This is a genomic window from Amycolatopsis sp. NPDC041971, assembly GCF_055588925.1.
The window spans coordinates 913,883-933,058 of sequence record NZ_JBVJCE010000001.1 but is presented as its reverse complement, the minus strand read 5'-3'; the positions used below and the strand labels follow the sequence as shown (position 1 = coordinate 933,058).

Here is a 19,176-nt window from a genome sequence, read left to right as displayed (position 1 = left end):
AAGCACGCGAGTTCGGTGTGGCGTCAGGCGGCGGCGAGCGAGACGACGCGGTTCCGGCCGCTGTTCTTCGCCTGGTAGAGCGCGGAGTCGGCGACGTGCAGCAGCCGCTCCAGCACCGTCCCGCCCGACGGGTAGACCGCGACGCCGATCGACACCGAAAGCCCCCGTACGACCCGCGGCCCCGAAGCGGTCGCGACCTCGACCTCGATCGCCATCACCGCCTGCCGGACCCGCTCGGCCACGGGGATCACCTCGGTCTCCGTGGCGCCGGGAAGCAGCACGACGAACTCTTCGCCGCCGAAGCGCCCGACGGAGTCGTAGTCGCGTACGTGCGCGGAGATCGTGTCCGCGACGACCTTGAGGACCACGTCGCCCGCGAGATGCCCGTAGACGTCGTTGACCTGTTTGAAGTGGTCGAGGTCGAGCATCAGCACCCCGAGTTTGCTCTTCGCCCTGGCCGCCGACGAAAGCTCCCGTTCGCCGAGCACATGCCACGCGTGCGCGTTCAGCACGCCGGTCTTGCCGTCGATGTTCGCCGCGATCTCCAGTTGCCGCACCAGCACACTCCGATGCAGCACCAGCACGGGCAGCAGGACGAACGGGACGAGCGCGGGCGCGTGCACGATGCCCAGCGCGGTCGAGGTCCCGAGCACCAGGGTGGTGACCTCCAGCAGGTTGTCGTCGCCGGTGCCGAACAGCGAACGCGGCGACCGGCCTCCGGTGTGCAGGTACACCGAAAGCGCCACGACGAACGCGTTGGCCGCGGTGAACACGGCCGCCGCCTCGACGATCTTCAGCGAACCGGCGAATCCGACGGGCAGACCGTTCCATCCGGAGACGATGGCGCCCGAAGCCAGGCAGGAGAGCACGATCGCCGCCGCGCAGTACACGACGCGGTAGGCCGGACGGTGGCTCATCCCCCGCCACACCCGGAGCCAAAGGTGCAGGTAGATGAGCAACCCGAGGGCGAGCGCGAGCCCCGACGGCAGGACGAGCACCCCCGCGAACGTCCACACCGAAGTCATGTTGATGTGCGGCCGGTCACAAAGTGTGCGCCGCAACCGTTCCACCGAACGCGAAAGCTCGGCCTGCAGGAAAGCAAGGCCGAGCAGTGATCCAAATCGGACGAACTCCGTAGTCTCGTAGTTCGATCGGAGCAGGGCGACTACGGCGACTGCCGCCGCAAGTCCTTCCACCACAAGAAAAACCGGCGGAACGCCCCGTGGTCCGGACCATAAGTCCCAGTTTCGGACCCAGGCTCTCAACCGGGTTCCTGCCCCTTTTCCGACGAGTTCCGCATCCCCCATAATCATCGTCACCGGTCCCCCTTCCGTGCGTATTTCAATGTATCCGAGGTAGTACTGAGGGTGGCCCGAGTCAATTCCGGAACACACAGATGGAGCAGTGGGAGGGAGGACCATCATGAACGGTCGCGAGGACTGATCCCACCGATTTCAGCCGGTTCGGCTCCCGGCCGGGAGCCATACCTCGGGTCCGGTGGCGATGGTGCGTTTCCACGCCATCGCCATCGGGCCCGCCGAGGCGACGGCGACCGTCGCGGCCACCCCGACGGCCACGAACGGGTCGGTCAGCTGGGCGAGACCGCCCGCGAGCATGATCCCGATTCCTTGTACGGTCACCAAACTCGTGGAGGTCAGGCCCATCACCTGCGCCCGGACGCCGTCCGGCACCGCACGCGCCATCAGCGCCACGGCTTGGAGGTGGTACGGCGCCGCGAACGCGCCGCTGAGCCCGATCAACGCGAGACAGACCGGTAGTGACGGATGAAAGAAGACAAAGACCAAGGGAACGACGGATGCGATGGCGAGAATGCCGACCATTCGCGTTTTCCGTCGCGCCGGAACCCATTTCGTGAAGATCCACGATCCTATTACCGAACCCACCGGATCCGCCGCGAGAATAAGACCGACCGCGAAACTCCCCGCCCCGAGCCCGACGGCGAGCGGCGCCGCGAGCCCTTCCGGCGCGATGGCGAACCCGGCGAGCATCTTCAGTCCGAAGAGCACTCGGATTCCCTTGCCTTGCCACAGTTCCCTGACGCCTTCACCACTGAAAGCCCGCGCTACCCGGCTTTTCACCGATGATTCCGTGGCTGCGGGCCTTCGGCGACGGACCCCTGTGGACACGAGCAGCGCCGAGACCACAAAGGTCGCCGCGTCGATCACCAGTCCCCAGTGGGGCGTCACGAGCCCGATCACCAGTCCGCCACCGCCGAATCCGGCCAGCTGTGCCGTTTGGATGGTGATCGTGCGGACCGCGAGCCCGGCGAGGTACCGCTCGCCTTCGAGGACGTCCGGGAGCAACGCCAGCTGCGCCGCCCGGAACGGACCGCCCGCCATCGTCAGGATCACCAGCAGTCCGGCCAGCACCACCAAGGGCGTCCCCGGGACCGCCATCAGCGCCGCGATCGCCGCGCGCAGCAGGTCGCAGACGATCATCACCGTCCGCCGTGCGTACCGGTCCGCCAGTCCGGCGAACAGGGTGCCGCCGATCAGCGTCGGCAGGTACGTCAGCCCGTAGGTCAGTCCCGTCAGCCCCGCCGACGCCGTTCTTTCCCACACCAGTACCGACAACGCGACCCTGGCCAGCTGATCACCGGCCTGCGAAAACGCTTCGGCCGCCCACAACGCGCGGAACTCGCCGACCGCGAAAGCGGCCTTGAACGCGGTGCTCCGAGCGGAATCCCCCTCCTCCATGAGCCCCTCCCCTTGGCTCACGGTAGTCGACCAATTCCACTGTGTCAGCGGCCATCCGGCCCACGACCGCCGTCGACGTCCACTGTGGACGGACAGATTCGCATGGTCCACGCACACCGAACTCGTGCGCGGCGACCCGGCGAGGGCTCCGCGCCGACGGGTCAGCGGCCGTAACTGATCATTCCCTGTGCCATCTGCATCGCCAGCGAACTCGCCACGACGGGATCCAGCATGCTCCGGAGGTCCTCCGTGGCCTTGTCGCGCGATCCGAGGTCGGCGCGCGGCTGCTCCGGCGGCTTGGTTTCGGCGGGCGGCAGGGCAACGACCTGGTCCTTGACGGGCTTCTTCTTCGTCGCGGGCGCCTGCTGTTTCACGGTGACCGGGACGTAAACGGTCACCGGGGCGGCCTGCGGTGCGGGCTGCGCGGCGGGCGGCTGCTGCTGGGTCGCCACGGCGGGCAGCGGCGGCTCGGGCAAGGCGGTGTCGTCGACGGGCCCGAAGGTGAACGTGCCGGCGAACCAGCCGATCGCGAGCAGCGCCACCCCCGCTCCGCCGACCAGCCAGGACCGGGCGCGACGGTGGATGACGACGGCCTTGGGCCGGAGATCCTTGTCCACGACCGGTTCGCAGACCGGGGGGCGCACCGGCATCGGCTCGGGCTCGGGCTCGTTCTCCGGGCTGCGCCGCCGCTTCGGCAGGCTCGCCGCGATGATCCCGGTCCGGTCCAGCAGTTCAACGGTCTCGACGGGCGCGGAGAAAGCGGCGCCGGTCGACGGACGGCGCTGGGCGGCGCGCGGCATGGGGACCTCCGGAAGGGGAATCACGAACTTGAGCATTGTGGTGCATTTCCGACGCCGCCGTAAGTAACGCACCCCGATCGAGTTATGCCGAGCCGTCCGGACCACGGAGGGTTACTCCGTTCAGTGGCTTCCCCTTTCTCAGAGATTCCGCATTCCCCAGCGCCCGAGCAAGGCGAGAGGCCGCTGGTAAAAGGAGCCGAACACGCGGGGAATCGCGTCGATGGCGTACGCGTCCGGACCGATCAGGATGCGCGCCGTCCCCCGTTCGATACCACGCACGATGGTCTGCGCGGCCTTCTCCGGCGTCGTCCTCGCGATCTTTTCGAATCCCTCGGCGGCCTTGTCGATGTCCCGCTCGACGCCGCCCCGCGCGTCACGGGCGATATTCGTCTTGATGCCACCGGGATGCACACAGCTGACCTTGACCGGATGGCGGGCGATCAGCATTTCCTGCCGCAGCGCCTCGGTGAACCCCCGCACCGCGAATTTCGCCGCGTTGTAAGCACTCTGCGTGGGCACGCCGATGAAGCCGAACACACTCGAAAGGTTGACGATGTGCCCGTCACCCGAAGCGATCACCTGCGGCAGAAAGGCTTTCGTACCGTTGACCACGCCGCCGAGATTGATCCCCATCAGCCAGTCGTAGTCTTCCCAGGTCATTTCCTCGACCGTGGCCCCGAGCGCGACTCCGGCGTTGTTCACCACGACGTTGGCGCCCCCGAAATCGACGGCGACCTCCTCTGCGTGCGCGAGGACGGCGTCACGGTCGGCGACGTCGAGCGCGTACGCCTTCGCGGTCGCGCCCGTCTTCTCGCACTCCGCGACGGTGCCCGCCGCACGAACGGCGTCGACGTCGGAAAGCGCCAGCCTGGCCCCTCGTCCCGCCAGCTCGATCGCGAGTGCCTTGCCGATTCCCGAGCCCGCGCCCGTGATCACCACGACCTTGTCCGTGAACGACCTCATACCCGCTCCAACCCGCTCGACTGTTACCGGAGGTAACACATACTACGGCTGTGAGCTTGCTGTGCGTTGATCGATTCGGGCCGTGTTCGTGCACCGCTTATGGTGATCTGTGACCGGACGGCCGTGGACGAGCGAAAGGAAGGCGATGCGCCGCGCCCTGTTGTTCGTGCTCTGTGTCGTTCTGTCCGGTTGCTCCGCCGCTTCGGCTCCCGCCGGGAACGACGCGGGCGACACCGCCGCGACGGTGGCCGCCACGCCGCGGACCAGCCCGGCGATCGGCGCGCTCTTCATCGACGGGTCGCATTTCTGCACGGCCAGCGTCGTCCACAGTGCCCCCGGCGACCTCCTGCTCACGGCGGCGCATTGCCTCCACGACGGCGAAGGCGGCGAATACGCGACGGGGATCTCGTTCGCGCCCGGCTATCACGACGGCATCGCGCCGTACGGCTATTGGGACGTCTCCGACCCGCAGGTCCCCGAGGGGTGGGTCGATTCGTCCGATCCGGACCTGGATGTCGGCTTCGCGACGGCACACCAGGCGGGGAACACGAAGACCCTCGAAAGCGTCACCGGCGCCAACACCCTCGTGACCGGCGGCGGGTTCGCCCACTCGATCACGCTGACCGGGTATCCCGACGAACGGGAGGCGCCGCTCGTCTGCCACGGCACCAGCAGCCAGGCCGACACCTACCAGATGCGCGTCGGCTGCCCCGGCTTCACGACCGGCACCAGCGGCGGCCCGTGGGTGGTCGGCCGCGACCCGGTGACCGAACTCGGCACCGTCGTCGGCGTGATCGGCGGCTACCTGTACGGCGGGGACGATCCGGACACCTCCTACAGCAGCTACTTCGACACCGACGTCGCCACCTTGTACCGGAAGATGGACGCACGGGGATGATCTCCCCATGAGCATCCACGACGTCCCGATCACCGGCGAGCCGATCCGCCTCGGCCAGTTCCTCAAGCTGGCCAACCTGGCCGAAGACGGCTCGCACGCCAAAGACCTCCTCGACGCCGAAGAGGTCACCGTCAACGGCGAGGTGGAGGTCCGGCGCGGCCGTCAGCTGACGAACGGCGACGTCGTGGAGGTCGGCGGCGAAGGCGGCCGCGTCGTCCTGACCTAGCGCCCCTGCAACGGCGCCAGGCGCAACGCCCGCGCGAGGTCTTCGAGCTCGCGGTGCACCGGCTCGTTCAGCGGGACGCCCAGCGCCTGGCACTGTTCGAGGTACTGCGCCTCACGCCAGCCCGGATACCGGACCGGCGTGCCGCCCTCCCAGCCCAGCAGGCTGCCGAACAACGCGCTCGCGGCCTTGTAGAAACCGTCGGCGCTGCGCAGCGTCGTCGGCGCGATGGCCATCACCATGAGACCGGTGTCGTGATCGTGGTCGCCGACGCCCGAAAGGACCCCGGCGAAGATCTCCACCAGCAGGGCGAAGGCGGAAATCGAGGCGCCGGCAGCGTCCGTCAGCGTGTCCAGGTCGAGGACGAACTCCGGGTACGCGCCCGCGGGGGCGGCCATCCCGAGCGGGTTCGCGGCCTTCCCGAGCTCACCGCCCGCCGCCATGACGAGCCCGATCATGGTGTGCGGCAACGCTCTCGCGGCATGGTGCCCGGCGCGGCCGAACGGCCCGACGCCGCGGACCGACATGAGCCCGACGCCGTACCGGCCCGCCCGGGTCACCGCGCGGTCCATCGCGTCGCCGACGGCCCACAGCCCCGGCGCGCGGCGGTAGTCGATCAGGGCGGCGGCACCGCGGTCGGCGATCATCAGCGGTTCGGCCCTCGGCCGCACCATGCCGTTGACCAGCATCGGCAGATGCAGCCGGGCCAGTTCGGCGACACCGGACTCCGGTGTTCCGGTGAGGTCGCCGTGGCACACCGCCTCGGCGGCCATCCTGGCGCGCGACCACGGCAGATCGTGGGCGGTGAAGATCTCGGTGACCAGGTCGATCAGGGCGTCGATCGGGACGCGCTGCCAGACCTGTTCCGGTATCGGGGAGGACTCGGCCGGTTCGGGGATCGGCTCGACGGGCGGGCGGCGAAGAGAGCGGGGTCTGAGGGGCACTCCGCCGAGACTGCCCAAACGCGTTTTTCGGCGTCAACGAACCGGGGCAGCTTCTAACCGACTGTGTGATCGAAGCACTCGAAAACGTCGGTGGGCGGACGTACGATCGAGGCATGTGCCGGAACATCACCACGCTTCGAGGCCTGGAGCCGGCGGCGACGCCGGACGAGATCGAGGCCGCCGCCCGCCAATACGTCCGCAAGGTGTCCGGGGTGCAGAGCCTGTCCGACGCCACCCGTGAGCCGTTCGAGGCCGCCGTCGCCGAGATCACCGAGATCACCAGGCGGCTGCTGGCCGAACTGCCCGCTCGCCGTCAGCCGCCGACGACGGTGCCGCCGTTGCGCCGTCCCGAAGTCCAGGCGCGAATCGCGGCGAAGGACGCGAAGAGTCAAGTTTCCTGAAGTCCGGCGGTTACGGTGAGCGGGTGACATACCCGCAGGATCCCTACGGTCAACAGCAGCCCTACGGTCAGCAACCTCCGTACGGGCAGCCGTACCAGCAGCCGGGTCACGGCTACGGTCCACCGCAACCGCCGCAGGAACAGGGTCTGGCGATCGCGGCGCTGGTCGTGTCGATCGCCAGCCTCGTCGCGTGCAGCGGGTTGCCGTCGATCGCGGGCGTCATCATGGGGCATATCGCGCATTCCAAGGCCAAACGCGGGGAAGCGGGCGGTCAGGGTATGGCGCTGGCGGCGATCATCATCGGCTACATCGGCGTCGCGATCATCGTGCTCCTCTTGGCGGGCTTCATCTTCGTGGGGATCCTGACCGACTGGGACTTCGATTAGGACACGGCCCAGTCCATCCATGCCCCGCCACCACCCTCGACGGAAAGCTGCGCTTCGATCAGATCCGAAGCATCCCCACCAAGCCTCGTCAGATATCCTCGACAGCGGTAGCGTGTCCGAGCGGCCGAAGGAACATGTCTTGAAAACATGCGAGGGCTCTGTCCTCCGTGGGTTCGAATCCCACCGCTACCGCCAGTCTTGAAGACAAAGCTCCCCAGGTCCATGGATCCGACGAATCCGACCGAATCCGAGGAATCCACAGCCCTGGGAAGCTTCGCGTTTACGCGGGCACGAGAGCCCAGACGGTCTCGTCGCTACGGCCACCCACGAAGGGCCGTTGCTCGAGGATCGAAGCCGTGCCGTCGTTCACCTGCCGCACCGCCAGCTGGCTCGCCCGGTTCACCAGGCCGTAGCGCATGTCGGCGCTCCGCAGCAGCTTCCACTGCTGATTGGTCGCCGAGCCGCAGTGCGTCTGTTCGAGGAGCGCGCCGTCCGCGGTACTGCCGGAGACCGGCCGCAGGCACAGGCCGCTCCGCTCGTTGGAGATCCTCCAGTATCCGCCACCCACGTCGGTGAGCTTCCACTTCTGGCCGTTGTCGTTCTGCCTGGCCACGTGGGTGATCTTCGCGCCGGAAGACGACGAGCCGCCGACCACGGCCGCGCTGTTGCCGTTGGTCGCGACGGTGAGGTAGTACTTCGTGCTCGCCTTCGGACCGGGGTCCGCGACGGGGTTCAGGGTCCACTGCTGGTTGGCCGCCCCGGTGTAGGGCTGCTGGACGAGAGACGCCGGATACGCGCCTCCCTCGGTGATCGCGTACCCCGTCAGGTAGTTGAAGATCGCCACGCGGCCGTTGCCGAGCGGCTGGAACGCCCACCGCATGCCGTTCTGGCCGGCGCAGTTGTACTGGAGGATGTGCGTGCCGGGCGCCGTCCCGCTCTGGGCGCTGTCCGCGCACAGCTGGCTGTTGGCGTTGACGAGTTGCAGACCGGTGTTGTAGCCCAGGATCCACTTCTGGCTCTGGGAATCCGTGCGGGCCCGGTGACTGAGTTCGACGAGGCCACCGGTCGACGAACCCACGACGTCGATGGCGTTGCCACTGGCGCCGGTGATGACGTACGTCTTACCGCCCCGCGCGTGGCCGTCGTCGTTGTCCGGGGTGTCCTTCTTGATCAAGAAGGCGCTGTTGGCGACGTTCCAATGGGTGGCGAGCCAGCTGCCGGGTGTGGGATTCGTGCTGAAGTAGTCGTCGTTGCCGCAGTCCAGCAGCCGATCGAAATCGCGCTCCGTGCAGTCGAAGGACTGGGTGTCGCCGTAACACATCAGGTCCCATTCCTGGGAGCAGTGCCCGCCGCCCTGGTAGTGCGGGGCACCCGGCAGGACGGCGCCGAGCATGTGGCCGAGTTCGTGGGCCGCGCCGTTGACACCCCAGCAGGGGACGGCGATCTCCGTGTAGTGCCTGCCGTTGTTGAAGGCGTTGGCGGGACCGGGTTGATCGTCGCTGTCGCCCCACGTACCGGCACAGGTGTGGGGATTGTCGGAGAACAGCATGTAGTCGCGGTCCACGTGGTGGAAACCGGCGTTGATGGCGGCGTCGCGGATCGCCCCGGAGGTGTACGTGCCGTCGGGCACCACGAGGTTGCCGACGGCGACCTGGCAGCCGGTGCCCGCGGTCGTCACGTACCGGAGATGCCTGCTGGCGCCCGTGGCCGCGGCGCTGTCGTTGAACGAGTCGTCGATCCCGGACGCGTAGGCGCGCAGGGACGGCACGACGGTCGCGTACCGGTCGGGCTGACCGGCTTCACGGACGTAAACCAGCTCGACGCGTTTGCCGGAGACCCCGTCACCCTCGCAGACCACCGGGTTGGCGGCGATCTGCGCCTGAGCGACGGAAGCGGCGAGCGGGGCCACCGGGGCCGCGCCGGGCCGGCAGCGGCCGGCTGTGGTCCTTGACGGCGGGTGCCGCCTGGTTGTCGGAGGCCACGGCCCCCGCGGTCTCACCCACGAACAAGCCGCAGATGAGACCGGCGGTCACCAGAAGGCCGGCGGATCGCCGTTTTGCCTTGGACAAGGGCTCTTCCTTTCGCGATGGGAATCTGCCGCGATAAGAAGGTTAGAGATCGGATGTATAGACCACCAGACGCCATTGAGACCAGTTTCTTTTCCGATTAATCGAGACGAGGTCGGATGACATCGTGGTCGCCTAAAGATTCCCGGCCATCGGGCAGCATTACTGTTCCCGACGATGTCGAGAACCCGTACCCGGCTCCGTCCCTGGCGATGAAAGCGGCCGAACCCCGGCCGCGCCACCACCGAGGAGAACCAGTCATGGCGAAGTATCTGCTGCTCAAGCACTACCGCGGCGCTCCGGCGGCGGTCAACGACGTGCCGATGGACCACTGGGCGCCGGGCGAGGTCACCGCGCACATCGAGTACATGCGGGACTTCGCGCTCCGGCTCCAGGAGACCGGCGAGTTCGTCGGGGAACAGGCCCTGGCTCCCGAAGGCACGTTCGTCCGGTACGACGGCGAAGGCAAGCCACCGGTCACCGACGGCCCCTTCGCCGAGACCAAGGACCTCATCGCGGGTTGGATGATGATCGACGTCGACAGCTACGAGCGCGCGCTCGAACTGGCGGGCGAGCTGTCGGCCGCTCCGGGAGCGGGCGGGAAGCCGATCCACGAATGGCTCGAACTGCGTCCGGTGTGGGGCGAGCCCCTGGTCATCACGGAGTGAACACCGAGATGGACGAGGCTCTGCTTCGCGGTCTCACCCCGAACGTCCTCGGAATCCTCGTCCGCCGCGGAGCCGACTTCGCGGCGGCCGAGGACGCCGTGCAGGAAGCGCTGATCGAAGCCGTCCGCGTCTGGCCCGGTGACCGGCCGAAGGACCCGAAGGGCTGGCTCGTCACCGTCGCCTGGCGCAAATTCCTCGACATGACCCGATCGGACGCCGCCCGTCGCCGTCGCGAGGACCTCGTCGAAGAGGAACCGGAACCCGGGCCCGCTCCCGCGGTGGACGACACGCTGCAGCTCTACTTCCTGTGCGCCCATCCGTCCTTGACGCCGTCTTCGGCGGTCGCGCTCACCCTGCGTGCCGTCGGCGGGCTGACCACCCGGCAGATCGCCGAGGCCTACCTGGTGCCCGAGGCGACCATGGCGCAGCGCATCAGCCGGGCCAAACGCACCGTCTCCGGGGTGCGTTTCGAGCAGACGGGTGACGTCGCCACCGTGCTCCGCGTGCTCTACCTGGTGTTCAACGAGGGCTACTCCGGCGACATCGACCTCGCCGCCGAAGCCATCCGGCTCACCCGGCGGCTCTCGGCCTCGATCGACCATCCCGAAGTGCGGGGGCTGCTCGCCCTCATGCTGCTCCACCACGCCCGGCGCGCGGCCCGGACGACTCCCGGCGGCGACCTGGTGCCGCTCGCCGGACAGGATCGCGGCAAGTGGGACACGCGCCTGATCGCCGAGGGCGTCGAAATCCTGCAAGCGGCGCTGGCCCGCGACAGGCTGGGCGAATTCCAGGCGCAGGCCGCCATCGCGGCACTCCACGCCGACGCGCTCGCCGCCGAGGAGACCGACTGGGTGCAGATCGTCGAGTGGTACGACGAACTCGCGCGGCTGACCGGCAGCCCGGTCGTCCGGCTCAACCGCGCGGTGGCCGTCGGCGAGGCGGACGGACCGCGCGCGGGCCTGGCCGCGCTGGCGGAACTGGACGACTCATTGCCCCGGTACACAGCGGTGGCGGCGTACCTCCACGAGCGCGACGGTGACCTGGCGACGGCGGCGCGGCTGTACAGCGAGGCCGCCGAAAAGGCGGCCAACCTGGCCGAGCACGCCCACCTGACGCGTCAAGCCGCGCGGCTCAACGCCCTCAAGAGGTGACCGGCGGCAGCCGCGGGAGACCGTCGATCTCCGACAGGTGCTCCAGCACCCGCCCGAAAGCCCGCCCCAGCACCTGCTGCTCTTCGGGGCTCAGCAGGTCTATCAAGTGCTCCCGGACGCCCTCGACGTGTGTCGGCGCGGCACCATCCAGCAGTTCCGCGCCGTGGCCGGTCATCTCCGCGACGACGCCGCGTTTGTCCGCCGGGTCACGGGTGCGGCGGATGAGCCCCTCGGCCTCCAGCCGGACCATCTGGTGCGACAGCCTGCTCTTGGTCGAGCCGAGCATGCTCGCCAGCTCCGTCATCCGCATCCGGTGGTCGGGCTGGAGCGAAAGGCAGACCAGGACCTCGTAGTCGGCGAGTGTGACGTCGTGACGCTCCGAGAGTTCACGATGCAGGCGCTGCCGCAGGCGCATGGTGGCGACGATGTACGAGCGCCAAGCGACCATCTCCGACTCGGACAGCCAGCGCACTTCCTTCTGCTCCACCGCCATCCACGCAGCGTAGAGCGTTGATCGCACAAGGCGCATACCCGCCGGTCACTTTCGGTCGGTGAAAGATCCGGCGGACATTCGCCCGAAGGAGGGTCACGAAAAGGTTGAGACTCGGCGCGAAAAGGCGCATTCTTCTTGTCAGCGGATGGTCGGGCAGGTAACGGGCGATCTCCACGGACGATCGCCGGACTCGCTCCCCAGCCGGGAAGGGTCAGGTGGTGGTATGGCGGGTGATCCTCGCGGTTGACCGCCTGCTGTGTCCCCGCGACCGGAACGGAAGGAACCGGGTCGGTCGCGACTGCGAACAGCGATGAGCGCGGGCATCTCAGATGCGCACGATAATTCTCGCGCATTCGGCGTCACTCCGGCCTGCTTCGGGTTCGCGGCCTCTTCGACCGCCTCGGCAGTGCCCAGCGCCGGCCCGGTGATCGCGGCCAACCGGCGATCAGTAACAAGACAACCTCGGTAGTTCTGGGTGCGGCCGCGTTGCGTGGCCGCACCCAGGCATATCCGGGCTCTTCCGGTTACGCTTTCCCCGTGCGATTCGACGAAGGCGCGGGCCTGGACACCTCCGAAGTCGAGGACCTGCGCGGCAGTGGCGGCGGTGGTATCGGCGGCCGGGTGGCGCTCGGCGGCGGCGGGCTCGGCGTGGTCGGCCTCGTCATCTACTTCCTCATGTCCCAGTTCGGCGGCGTGAGCATGGACCCGTCCTCGGTCGGCGGCCTCGGCGGCCTTGGCTCCGGACAGCAGGTGGACAACACGTCGCTGTCGCAGCAGTGCAAGACCGGTGCGGACGCGAACCGCGACCACGACTGCGCGATCGTCGCCACCATCAACTCGATCCAGGACTACTGGGGGCAGGAGTTCCAGCGGTCCGGGTCGACGTATCGCAAGGCCGTCACCAACTTCTTCAACGGTGGCGTGAACACGCCCTGCGGCAGCGCGACTTCGGACGTCGGGCCGTTCTACTGCCCAGGTGACTCCGAGGTCTACATCGATCTCGGCTTCTTCAACGAACTTCGCACCCGGTTCGGCGCGCAGGGCGGGCCGTTCGCGGAGGCGTACGTGCTGGCCCACGAATACGGCCACCACGTGCAGAACCTCACCGGAGTGTCCAAAAAGGGCACCGGAAGCGGGCCGACGTCGGGTTCGGTGCGGCTCGAACTCCAGGCCGACTGCTACGCCGGCGTCTGGGCGAACCACGCCACGACCACACCGACCGAGACGGGGCGGCCGTTGCTCACCGAGATCAGCCAGCAGGACATCACCTCCGCGCTGGACACCGCTTCGCGGATCGGCGACGACTACATCCAGTCCAAACTCGGCGGCGGCCGGGTCGACGAGTCGCAGTTCAGCCACGGCACTTCGGCGCAGCGGGAGAAGTGGTTCACCACCGGCTTCGAGACCGGCCAGCCGGCGCGGTGCGACACCTTCGCGACCAACAGCCTGGGCTGAGCTCCTTAGTACGCGCTCGGTGCGTTCGGCTGCGCCCGCTGTGGCATGGGGACGTCGAGCCTCACCAATGACACCGATGACACCTTGGGAGCACCGGTCTCCCGCTGTCCGAGCACCTGAGTAACGCCTCCAGCGATGCTAGGAACGGACCGTTCCTTGCAAATTTTGCAAGGAACGGTCCGTTCCTAGCACTTGAGAGAGCTACTACGCGGCGACGTGGTGGTCGTCAGCGTGGACGGAAGCCGTCATGCTCCGCTGCTGGGACCGCTCCGCCGCGCGAAGGGCCTTCGCCTTCGCGGCCGAGGCACCCGAAACACCGTTGATGTTCGCGGTGCTGGTCGCGTACACGCCCAGCGCCCAGGCGACGGCGTCCGAGTTGCGCTCGAGCGCGACGCGGTCGACGTTGCCGAGGTTGTCGCAGGCCTGGTGGTAGCACTTGTCGTAGGGAACGTTGGCGCTGCCGCCCCACTTCGCGGCCTGTGCGGCGGTCTTCACGCCTTCGGCGCCGGTGAACAGGCCACCGGCCGGGATGCCGACCGCGATGAACTGGCCGTAGTCGGAACGACCGGTGAAGTCCGTGCCTTCGACCGGGACACCCTTGCCCTGCTGGAGGTAGTCCACGAGGGTCTTCTCGAGCTGTGCGGAACCGTACGGGCCCGCGCCCGCGCCGTCACCGTCGGAGTTGTCACCGTCGTAGGCGAAGTACGCCGCGTTCGGCGAGCCGATCATGTCGTAGTTGTAGTACAGCGCGACGTTGAGCTGCTCTTCGAAGCTCAGCGAGTTGACGTAGTGGGTCGAGCCGACGAGCCCGAACTCCTCGGCGCTCCACCAGCCGAAGCGGACGGCGTTGTTGGCCTTGGGCTTGCTGCCCAGCTGCAACGCGGTCTCCAGCAGCGCGGCGGAACCGGTGCCGTTGTCGTTGATGCCGGGGCCCTCGGTGACGCTGTCGAGGTGGGCGCCGAGCATCACGACGTTGTCCTTGCGCCCGGTCTTGGTCTCGGCGAGGACGTTGTAGCTGGTCCGCTCCTCCTGCAAGGCACGCAGGTCGAGGGTGACCGAGGCGCCGGCCTTGCCGGCGAGTGCCTGGCCGTCGGCCTGGGTGATGCCGCCGGTCGGGATCTTGCCCGCGGCCGGGTCGCCCAGGGTGCCGTTGACCGGGCCCGGGACGTTGTTGTAGACGATCGCGCCGACGGCGCCCGCCTCGGCGGCGGTCGCCTGCTTCTGCGCGAAGGAACAGCCACCGCGCTGGATCAGCGCGATCTTGCCGGTGACCCCACCGGCGTAGTCCGCGGCCTCACAGCCGCTGGTGTCGTCGACCGGGACCACGGCGAGCGGGGCGGTGATTCCGCCCGCCGGCGTCGAGGGGCTGTAGGACATGATGATGATCGGGACGTCGGCGCCCGCGACCGTCAGCTCCTCCGCGAGGGTCTCCGCGTAGGTGAACGGGAACTCCTGCCGCGTGACCGTGAAGCCCGCCTGCTCCAGCTTCGTGGCGACGTATTCCGCGGACTTCTTGTGCCCTTCGGTGCTGGCGGCGCGGCGGCCGCCGTTCGCGTCCGAGATCCGCTGCAGCGCGATCAGGTGCCGGTTGACGTTGCCGACGTCGACCTTCTTGACGAGCTGCTTGGCCAGCGCGGGGCCGTCGGGCCCGGTCGTGGCCGTCGCAGCGGGAGCCATTCCGACCGTGAGCGCGGCGGTGGCCGCCACCACGATCGAGGGAACGATGCTTCTTCGCGAATATGACATGAGCGTCACCCTGATGTGGTTCGCGCCACAGGTCAACCGACGTTCGGCGGACTTTACGACACCGGGATAAGGTCGTTTGTATGTACGCGATCACCATCCGTGAGCCCGGCGATCCCGATGTTCTCGAATGGACCGAGGTCCCCGATCCGGTAGCGGGTGCGGGCGAAGTCGTCCTCGAGGTCGCCGCCAGCGCCGTCAACCGTGCTGACCTGCTGCAACGCCAGGGCAACTATCCTCCCCCGCCGGGTGCGAGCGAAATTCTCGGGCTCGAATGTTCGGGCACGATCGCCGAAATCGGCGAAGGTGTCGAGGGATGGCGAATCGGCGACGAAGTTTGTGCTTTGCTCGCCGGTGGCGGCTATGGGGAAAAGGTCGCCGTCCCGGCCGGACAACTGCTCCCGCTTCCCGCCGAGGTCGAATTGCTCGCGGCAGCCGGACTGCCCGAAGTCGCGTGCACGGTATGGGCGAATGTGGTGATGCACGCCAAGCTGTCCGAAGGCGAGGTCCTGCTCGTCCACGGCGGAGCGGGCGGCATCGGCACGCACGCGATCCAGGTCGCCAAGGCACTCGGCGCGACGGTCGCGGTGACCGCGGGTTCGGAAGACCGGCTGGAGAGCTGCCGCCAGCTCGGCGCCGACATCGCGATCGACTACAAGGAACAGGATTTCGTCGAGGTCCTGCGCGCCGAGACCGGCGGCGCGAACGTCATCCTCGACAACATGGGTGCCAAGTACCTCGACCGTAACGTCGACGCGCTGGCCATGGACGGTCGGCTCGTAATCATCGGTATGCAGGGCGGGGTCAAGGGCGAGCTGAACATCGGCAAGCTGCTGGGCAAACGCGTCAGCGTGTACGCCGCCGGGCTGCGATCGCGGCCGCTGGAGCAGAAGGCGGCGATCGTCGCCGACGTCCGCGAACGGCTGTGGCCGTTGGTGGAGCAGGGTTCGGTGAAGCCGATCGTGGGCCAGGTCCTCCCGATGGCGGAGGCCGCGTCCGCGCACCGCGCTTTGGAGGAGGGCACGGTCTTCGGCAAGGTTTTGCTCGCCGCCAAGTCCTGACGAGTCGGGCGCAGCCTGTCCGTCGAGGGTGGCGGCGGGGCGGGAGCCCGGGCTAGCGGATTTCGTCCAGCACCCGGACGAGCTGATTGACCTCGAAGACGTTCGAGTAATGCGCGAGACCGATGCGGACGGCACCGCCGACTTCGGCGGCACCGAGCGACCCGAAGACACCGCTCGTACCGTCGTCGGCGAAGGCGCAGAGCCCCTGGGACGCCAGGTATTCGGCGACCTCGGGCGCCTTCTTTCCCGCCACGGCGAAGGCCAGCGCGGGGATCCGGCGCATGGCGTCGCCGATGACCATGACGTGCCGCAGCGACCGCAGATCGGTGGACACCTGCGCCAGAAGTCCCGCGTGGTATGACTTCGCCGAACCCAGCGACGTCACCAGCTTCTCGCGCCGCGAGCCCATCGCCGCGTCGTCCAATCCGGCCAGGTAGTCGATCGACGCGATCAATCCGGCCAGCAACGGATACGCGTGCGGCCCGAGTTCCATCCGGGCCGGACCGCGTGCGGCCGGGTCGAGCGAGACCGACGGCAGGCGTTCGAGCAGTTCGGGATCGCGGAACACCAGCGCCCCCACCGAAGGCCCACCCCAGGCTTGCGCCGAAACCACCATCACGTCGGCGCCGAGCGCGTTGAGGTCCAGCGGCACGAACGGCGCCGCGTACGTCGCGTCGACGACGACCAGCGCGCCGACGCGTTTGGCGAACTCGATCACCGTCGGGACGTCGGGGCGGGTGCCGACCGAACCGGACGCCAGCGTGACCGCGACGACCTTGGTGCGCGCGGAGACGAGGTTCTCGTACTGCCACGCGGGCAGCTCGCAGGTCTCGATGTCGATCTCGCCCCAGCGCACGACCGCGCCGACCCGTTTCGCCGCGCGGCGCCACGGCGCGAGGTTGGCCTCTTCGTCGAGCCGGGACACGACGACCTCGTCGCCGATCGTCCAGCGATCGGCCATCGCGTCGACGAGACGGCGGATGAGGTCGGGCGCGTTGGGCCCGAGCACGACTCCGGCCGGATCGGCGCCGACCAGGTCGGCGACCGCCCGGCGAGCGGCCGTGACGATACTTTCCGCGCGCTGGGAGGCCGGAAACGCGCCGCCCGGCCCGGACACCGGAGCGCGCATGGCCGTTGATACGGCCGAAGCGACCTGTTCGGGTACGAGCATTCCGGCGGCGCCGTCGAAGTGAATCCAGCCGTCACCCAGCGCGGGAAACAACCCACGGATACGAGCGACGTCGAACGCCATGGGGACACCGTACGGACGTGCGGTTCGGCGCTTTACCCGGGGTTGGGTGCCCGAACACGGGGTGCGACGATTCCCGCTACGCTCGGAGACGGCGCCGAAAACCACACTGCGCTTCGCGCCCGACGTAAGCCAGGATGGAGCACATGACCGACCCAGTTTCCCGCGAATCGAACATCCCCGGTGACGGCGGAGACTCCTCGCCCCACGTGGTGGTCGTCGGGCCCGACGGCACTCCGGTCGGCACCGCGCGCGTCGCCTCCGCCGGTGAACAGGGCGAGGGCGAGCAGGAGTCGCTCGGCGACCTCGTCGAAGAACCCGCCAAGGTGATGCGCATCGGCACGATGATCAAACAGCTGCTGGAGGAGGTCCGCGCCGCACCGCTGGACGACGCGAGCCGCACGCGCGTGCGCGAGATCCACCAGACCTCGATCCGCGAGCTGGAACAGGCGCTGGCGCCGGAGCTGCAGGACGAGCTGGAGCGGCTGGTGCGGCCGTTCACCGAGGACTCGACGCCGTCCGATGCCGAGCTGCGGATCGCGCAGGCCCAGCTGGTCGGCTGGCTGGAAGGGCTGTTCAGCGGCATCCAGACCGCGCTGTTCGCGCAGCAGATGGCCGCGCGGGTGCAGCTGGAGCAGATGCGGCGCGGGCTTCCGGCCGGTCCTTCCGCGGGCGGTGCCCTGGGCGGACACGGGGCCGGCGGCGAGACGCACGGGCCCGGTCAATACCTCTGACGCGCCATGAACGGTCCGTTACTTGCAAATTTCGCAAGTAACGGACCGTTCATGGCAGCCGGCGGGGGTCAGCGCAGCGGGCGGAAGAACGTCCGCAGGTCGCCGATGAGCAGGTCCGGCACCTCCAGCCCCGGGAAGTGACCCCCGCGGTCCGGAGTGGACCAGTGCACGATGTTGTCGGTGCGCTCGGCGAGATGCCGGATCGGGAGGCCGGTGTCCTTCGGGAACACGGCCACCCCGGTGGGCACCGTGGACGCCGTCGGCTCCTCGCCCCAAGCCGGGCCCAGCGCGGCGTAGATCCGCGAAGACGAGTTCGCGGTCCCGGTGAGCCAGTAGAGCATCACGCTGGTGAGCAGGTCGTCGCGGTCGATGGCGTCTTCCGGGACCTCGCGGGAGTCCGAATAGGACTTGAACTTCTCCACCAGCCACCCGAGTTGTCCGGCCGGCGAGTCGGTGAGCCCGTAGGCAAGCGTTTGCGGTTTGGTCGCCTGGATCATCGCGTACCCCAGCTCGCCGGTCTGGAAGTCCCGCCCGCGAGCCAGCGCAGCCTCGCCCCGCGCGAGTTCGTCGCCGGTGAGCCCCGCGAGATCGTCCTCGGATTCCGGTACCGCGTGCGGCAGCATCGTCAGATGCGCGCCGATCACCCGCTCCGGGCACCGGACGCCCACCTGACGCGACACGATCGCGCCCCAGTCGCCGCCGTGCAGCCCGAACCGCTCGTACCCGAGGCGTGACATCAGCACTCCCCAGGCATCGGCGATCCGGCCGGTGCCCCAGTTCGCCTCGGTCGTCGGCCCGGAAAAGCCGAACCCCGGCAGCGACGGCACGACGACGTGGAACGCGTCCCCGGGATCGCCACCGTACGCGCGCGGGTCCGAGAGGGGGCCGGCGACGTCGAGGAACTCCACGATGGACCCCGGCCAGCCGTGCGTGAGCACCAGCGGGATCGCGTCCGGCTCCGGTGACCGCGCGTGCAGGAAGTGGACGTTCGCGCCGTCGATGTTCGTCAGGAAACCGGGGAAACCGTTGAGGCGTTCCTCGTGGGCGCGCCAGTCGTAGCGCAGTCGCCAGTACTCGGCGAGCTCCTGGAGGTACCCGAGCGGTGTCCCGAGCCCCCAGCCGACGCCGTCGATCTCGTCCGGCCAGCGCGTGTTCGCCAGGCGGGTGGCGAGGTCGTCGAGGTCACGCTGGGGGACGGCGATCGTGAAGGGCGAGATGGTCACG

General features: G+C 68.6%; 19 protein-coding genes and 1 tRNA gene. 10 read left to right on the top strand and 10 right to left on the bottom strand.

Features of this window, described 5'->3' with window-relative positions; genetic code table 11:
- Nucleotides 1-23 precede the first annotated feature (23 nt).
- The 4 genes from ACZ6DT_RS04650 to ACZ6DT_RS04635 all read right to left on the bottom strand — a co-directional run bounded on the left by ACZ6DT_RS04650 (nt 24) and on the right by ACZ6DT_RS04635 (nt 4,480).
- Nucleotides 24-1,199: a GGDEF domain-containing protein gene (locus ACZ6DT_RS04650; protein ID WP_465588546.1), complete on the bottom strand. Its 1,176-nt coding sequence runs from the start codon at nt 1,197-1,199 to the stop codon at nt 24-26.
- 255 nt (nt 1,200-1,454) lie between these two features.
- Nucleotides 1,455-2,717: an MFS transporter gene (locus ACZ6DT_RS04645; protein WP_465588543.1), complete on the bottom strand. Its 1,263-nt coding sequence runs from the start codon at nt 2,715-2,717 to the stop codon at nt 1,455-1,457.
- A 161-nt stretch (nt 2,718-2,878) separates the two neighbouring features.
- The gene (locus ACZ6DT_RS04640) at nt 2,879-3,517 is read right to left on the bottom strand and encodes a hypothetical protein (RefSeq protein ID WP_465588541.1); all 639 of its coding nucleotides are present in this window, start codon (nt 3,515-3,517) and stop codon (nt 2,879-2,881) included.
- 138 nt (nt 3,518-3,655) lie between these two features.
- Nucleotides 3,656-4,480: an SDR family NAD(P)-dependent oxidoreductase gene (locus tag ACZ6DT_RS04635; RefSeq protein ID WP_465588538.1), complete on the bottom strand. Its 825-nt coding sequence runs from the start codon at nt 4,478-4,480 to the stop codon at nt 3,656-3,658.
- Nucleotides 4,481-4,625: 145 nt separating this feature from the next.
- Between ACZ6DT_RS04635 and ACZ6DT_RS04630 the strand changes: the two genes are divergently transcribed.
- Both ACZ6DT_RS04630 and ACZ6DT_RS04625 read left to right on the top strand, forming a co-directional pair.
- The gene (locus ACZ6DT_RS04630) at nt 4,626-5,378 is read left to right on the top strand and encodes a trypsin-like serine peptidase (protein ID WP_465588535.1); all 753 of its coding nucleotides are present in this window, start codon (nt 4,626-4,628) and stop codon (nt 5,376-5,378) included.
- Between the two features lie 7 nt (nt 5,379-5,385).
- Entirely contained in the window at nt 5,386-5,604 is a 219-nt protein-coding gene (locus ACZ6DT_RS04625; protein WP_378343770.1) for an RNA-binding S4 domain-containing protein, read from the top strand.
- On the opposite strand, the gene ACZ6DT_RS04620 is transcribed toward ACZ6DT_RS04625, so the two are convergent.
- Nucleotides 5,601-6,545 carry an Ldh family oxidoreductase gene (locus tag ACZ6DT_RS04620; RefSeq protein WP_465588532.1) on the bottom strand — a complete coding sequence of 315 codons (945 nt, stop codon included), beginning with the start codon at nt 6,543-6,545 and terminating at the stop codon, nt 5,601-5,603. The two genes, ACZ6DT_RS04625 and ACZ6DT_RS04620, sit on opposite strands and share 4 nt — an antisense overlap.
- Before the next feature lie 113 nt (nt 6,546-6,658).
- Between ACZ6DT_RS04620 and ACZ6DT_RS04615 the strand changes: the two genes are divergently transcribed.
- From ACZ6DT_RS04615 to ACZ6DT_RS04605, 3 genes are all read left to right on the top strand, one after another.
- On the top strand, nt 6,659-6,946 hold the full coding sequence (locus ACZ6DT_RS04615) for a DUF2277 domain-containing protein (RefSeq protein WP_465588529.1): 288 nt from the start codon (nt 6,659-6,661) through the stop codon (nt 6,944-6,946).
- A 23-nt stretch (nt 6,947-6,969) separates the two neighbouring features.
- Nucleotides 6,970-7,332, top strand: coding sequence for a DUF4190 domain-containing protein (locus tag ACZ6DT_RS04610; RefSeq protein ID WP_465588527.1), 363 nt, complete (start codon nt 6,970-6,972; stop codon nt 7,330-7,332).
- A gap of 106 nt (nt 7,333-7,438) precedes the next feature.
- Nucleotides 7,439-7,527: transfer RNA gene (locus tag ACZ6DT_RS04605), tRNA-Ser, on the top strand.
- An 85-nt stretch (nt 7,528-7,612) separates the two neighbouring features.
- On the opposite strand, the gene ACZ6DT_RS04600 is transcribed toward ACZ6DT_RS04605, so the two are convergent.
- Entirely contained in the window at nt 7,613-9,241 is a 1,629-nt protein-coding gene (locus tag ACZ6DT_RS04600; protein WP_465588524.1) for an RICIN domain-containing protein, read from the bottom strand.
- Between the two features lie 417 nt (nt 9,242-9,658).
- Here ACZ6DT_RS04600 and ACZ6DT_RS04595 point away from each other — a divergent pair, with 417 nt between their 5' ends.
- Together ACZ6DT_RS04595 and ACZ6DT_RS04590 are read left to right on the top strand one after the other, a co-directional pair.
- On the top strand, nt 9,659-10,066 hold the full coding sequence (locus tag ACZ6DT_RS04595) for a YciI family protein (RefSeq protein WP_465588521.1): 408 nt from the start codon (nt 9,659-9,661) through the stop codon (nt 10,064-10,066).
- 8 nt (nt 10,067-10,074) lie between these two features.
- A complete protein-coding gene (locus ACZ6DT_RS04590; protein WP_465588519.1) occupies nt 10,075-11,217 on the top strand; it encodes an RNA polymerase sigma factor in 1,143 nt (380 codons plus the stop codon).
- Here ACZ6DT_RS04590 and ACZ6DT_RS04585 read toward each other — a convergent pair.
- Nucleotides 11,207-11,710 carry a MarR family winged helix-turn-helix transcriptional regulator gene (locus ACZ6DT_RS04585; protein ID WP_465588516.1) on the bottom strand — a complete coding sequence of 168 codons (504 nt, stop codon included), beginning with the start codon at nt 11,708-11,710 and terminating at the stop codon, nt 11,207-11,209. The two genes, ACZ6DT_RS04590 and ACZ6DT_RS04585, sit on opposite strands and share 11 nt — an antisense overlap.
- Before the next feature lie 537 nt (nt 11,711-12,247).
- Between ACZ6DT_RS04585 and ypfJ the strand changes: the two genes are divergently transcribed.
- Nucleotides 12,248-13,165, top strand: a complete 918-nt coding sequence (gene ypfJ, locus ACZ6DT_RS04580) for a KPN_02809 family neutral zinc metallopeptidase (RefSeq protein ID WP_465588513.1) — start codon at nt 12,248-12,250, stop codon at nt 13,163-13,165.
- A gap of 204 nt (nt 13,166-13,369) precedes the next feature.
- Here the strand turns inward: ypfJ and ACZ6DT_RS04575 are convergent, their stop codons facing one another.
- Nucleotides 13,370-14,911, bottom strand: coding sequence for a M28 family metallopeptidase (locus ACZ6DT_RS04575; protein ID WP_465588511.1), 1,542 nt, complete (start codon nt 14,909-14,911; stop codon nt 13,370-13,372).
- 80 nt (nt 14,912-14,991) lie between these two features.
- Between ACZ6DT_RS04575 and ACZ6DT_RS04570 the strand changes: the two genes are divergently transcribed.
- Nucleotides 14,992-15,969: an NAD(P)H-quinone oxidoreductase gene (locus tag ACZ6DT_RS04570; protein ID WP_465588508.1), complete on the top strand. Its 978-nt coding sequence runs from the start codon at nt 14,992-14,994 to the stop codon at nt 15,967-15,969.
- Between the two features lie 52 nt (nt 15,970-16,021).
- On the opposite strand, the gene ACZ6DT_RS04565 is transcribed toward ACZ6DT_RS04570, so the two are convergent.
- Complete coding sequence (locus ACZ6DT_RS04565) at nt 16,022-17,221, bottom strand: cysteine desulfurase-like protein (protein WP_465588505.1); 1,200 nt, start codon at nt 17,219-17,221, stop codon at nt 16,022-16,024.
- 134 nt (nt 17,222-17,355) lie between these two features.
- On the opposite strand from ACZ6DT_RS04565, the gene ACZ6DT_RS04560 reads away from it, so the two are divergent.
- Nucleotides 17,356-17,952 carry a bacterial proteasome activator family protein gene (locus tag ACZ6DT_RS04560; RefSeq protein ID WP_465588503.1) on the top strand — a complete coding sequence of 199 codons (597 nt, stop codon included), beginning with the start codon at nt 17,356-17,358 and terminating at the stop codon, nt 17,950-17,952.
- A 68-nt stretch (nt 17,953-18,020) separates the two neighbouring features.
- Here the strand turns inward: ACZ6DT_RS04560 and ACZ6DT_RS04555 are convergent, their stop codons facing one another.
- Nucleotides 18,021-19,175 carry an epoxide hydrolase family protein gene (locus tag ACZ6DT_RS04555; RefSeq protein ID WP_465588500.1) on the bottom strand — a complete coding sequence of 385 codons (1,155 nt, stop codon included), beginning with the start codon at nt 19,173-19,175 and terminating at the stop codon, nt 18,021-18,023.
- Between the last annotated feature and the right edge of the window lies 1 nt (nt 19,176).

Bases quoted from the DNA above. Each gene is read 5' to 3' on its own strand.
- ACZ6DT_RS04595 (WP_465588521.1), top strand. From the start codon at position 9,659: ATGGCGAAGTATCTGCTGCTCAAGCACTACCGCGGCGCTCCGGCGGCG.
- ACZ6DT_RS04560 (WP_465588503.1), top strand. From the start codon at position 17,356: ATGGAGCACATGACCGACCCAGTTTCCCGCGAATCGAACATCCCCGGT.
- ACZ6DT_RS04635 (WP_465588538.1), bottom strand. From the start codon at position 4,480: ATGAGGTCGTTCACGGACAAGGTCGTGGTGATCACGGGCGCGGGCTCG.
- ACZ6DT_RS04570 (WP_465588508.1), top strand. From the start codon at position 14,992: ATGTACGCGATCACCATCCGTGAGCCCGGCGATCCCGATGTTCTCGAA.
- ACZ6DT_RS04625 (WP_378343770.1), top strand. From the start codon at position 5,386: ATGAGCATCCACGACGTCCCGATCACCGGCGAGCCGATCCGCCTCGGC.
- ACZ6DT_RS04565 (WP_465588505.1), bottom strand. From the start codon at position 17,221: ATGGCGTTCGACGTCGCTCGTATCCGTGGGTTGTTTCCCGCGCTGGGT.
- ACZ6DT_RS04590 (WP_465588519.1), top strand. From the start codon at position 10,075: ATGGACGAGGCTCTGCTTCGCGGTCTCACCCCGAACGTCCTCGGAATC.
- ACZ6DT_RS04585 (WP_465588516.1), bottom strand. From the start codon at position 11,710: ATGGCGGTGGAGCAGAAGGAAGTGCGCTGGCTGTCCGAGTCGGAGATG.
- ACZ6DT_RS04630 (WP_465588535.1), top strand. From the start codon at position 4,626: ATGCGCCGCGCCCTGTTGTTCGTGCTCTGTGTCGTTCTGTCCGGTTGC.
- ACZ6DT_RS04615 (WP_465588529.1), top strand. From the start codon at position 6,659: ATGTGCCGGAACATCACCACGCTTCGAGGCCTGGAGCCGGCGGCGACG.
- ACZ6DT_RS04575 (WP_465588511.1), bottom strand. From the start codon at position 14,911: ATGTCATATTCGCGAAGAAGCATCGTTCCCTCGATCGTGGTGGCGGCC.
- ACZ6DT_RS04645 (WP_465588543.1), bottom strand. From the start codon at position 2,717: ATGGAGGAGGGGGATTCCGCTCGGAGCACCGCGTTCAAGGCCGCTTTC.
- ACZ6DT_RS04640 (WP_465588541.1), bottom strand. From the start codon at position 3,517: ATGCCGCGCGCCGCCCAGCGCCGTCCGTCGACCGGCGCCGCTTTCTCC.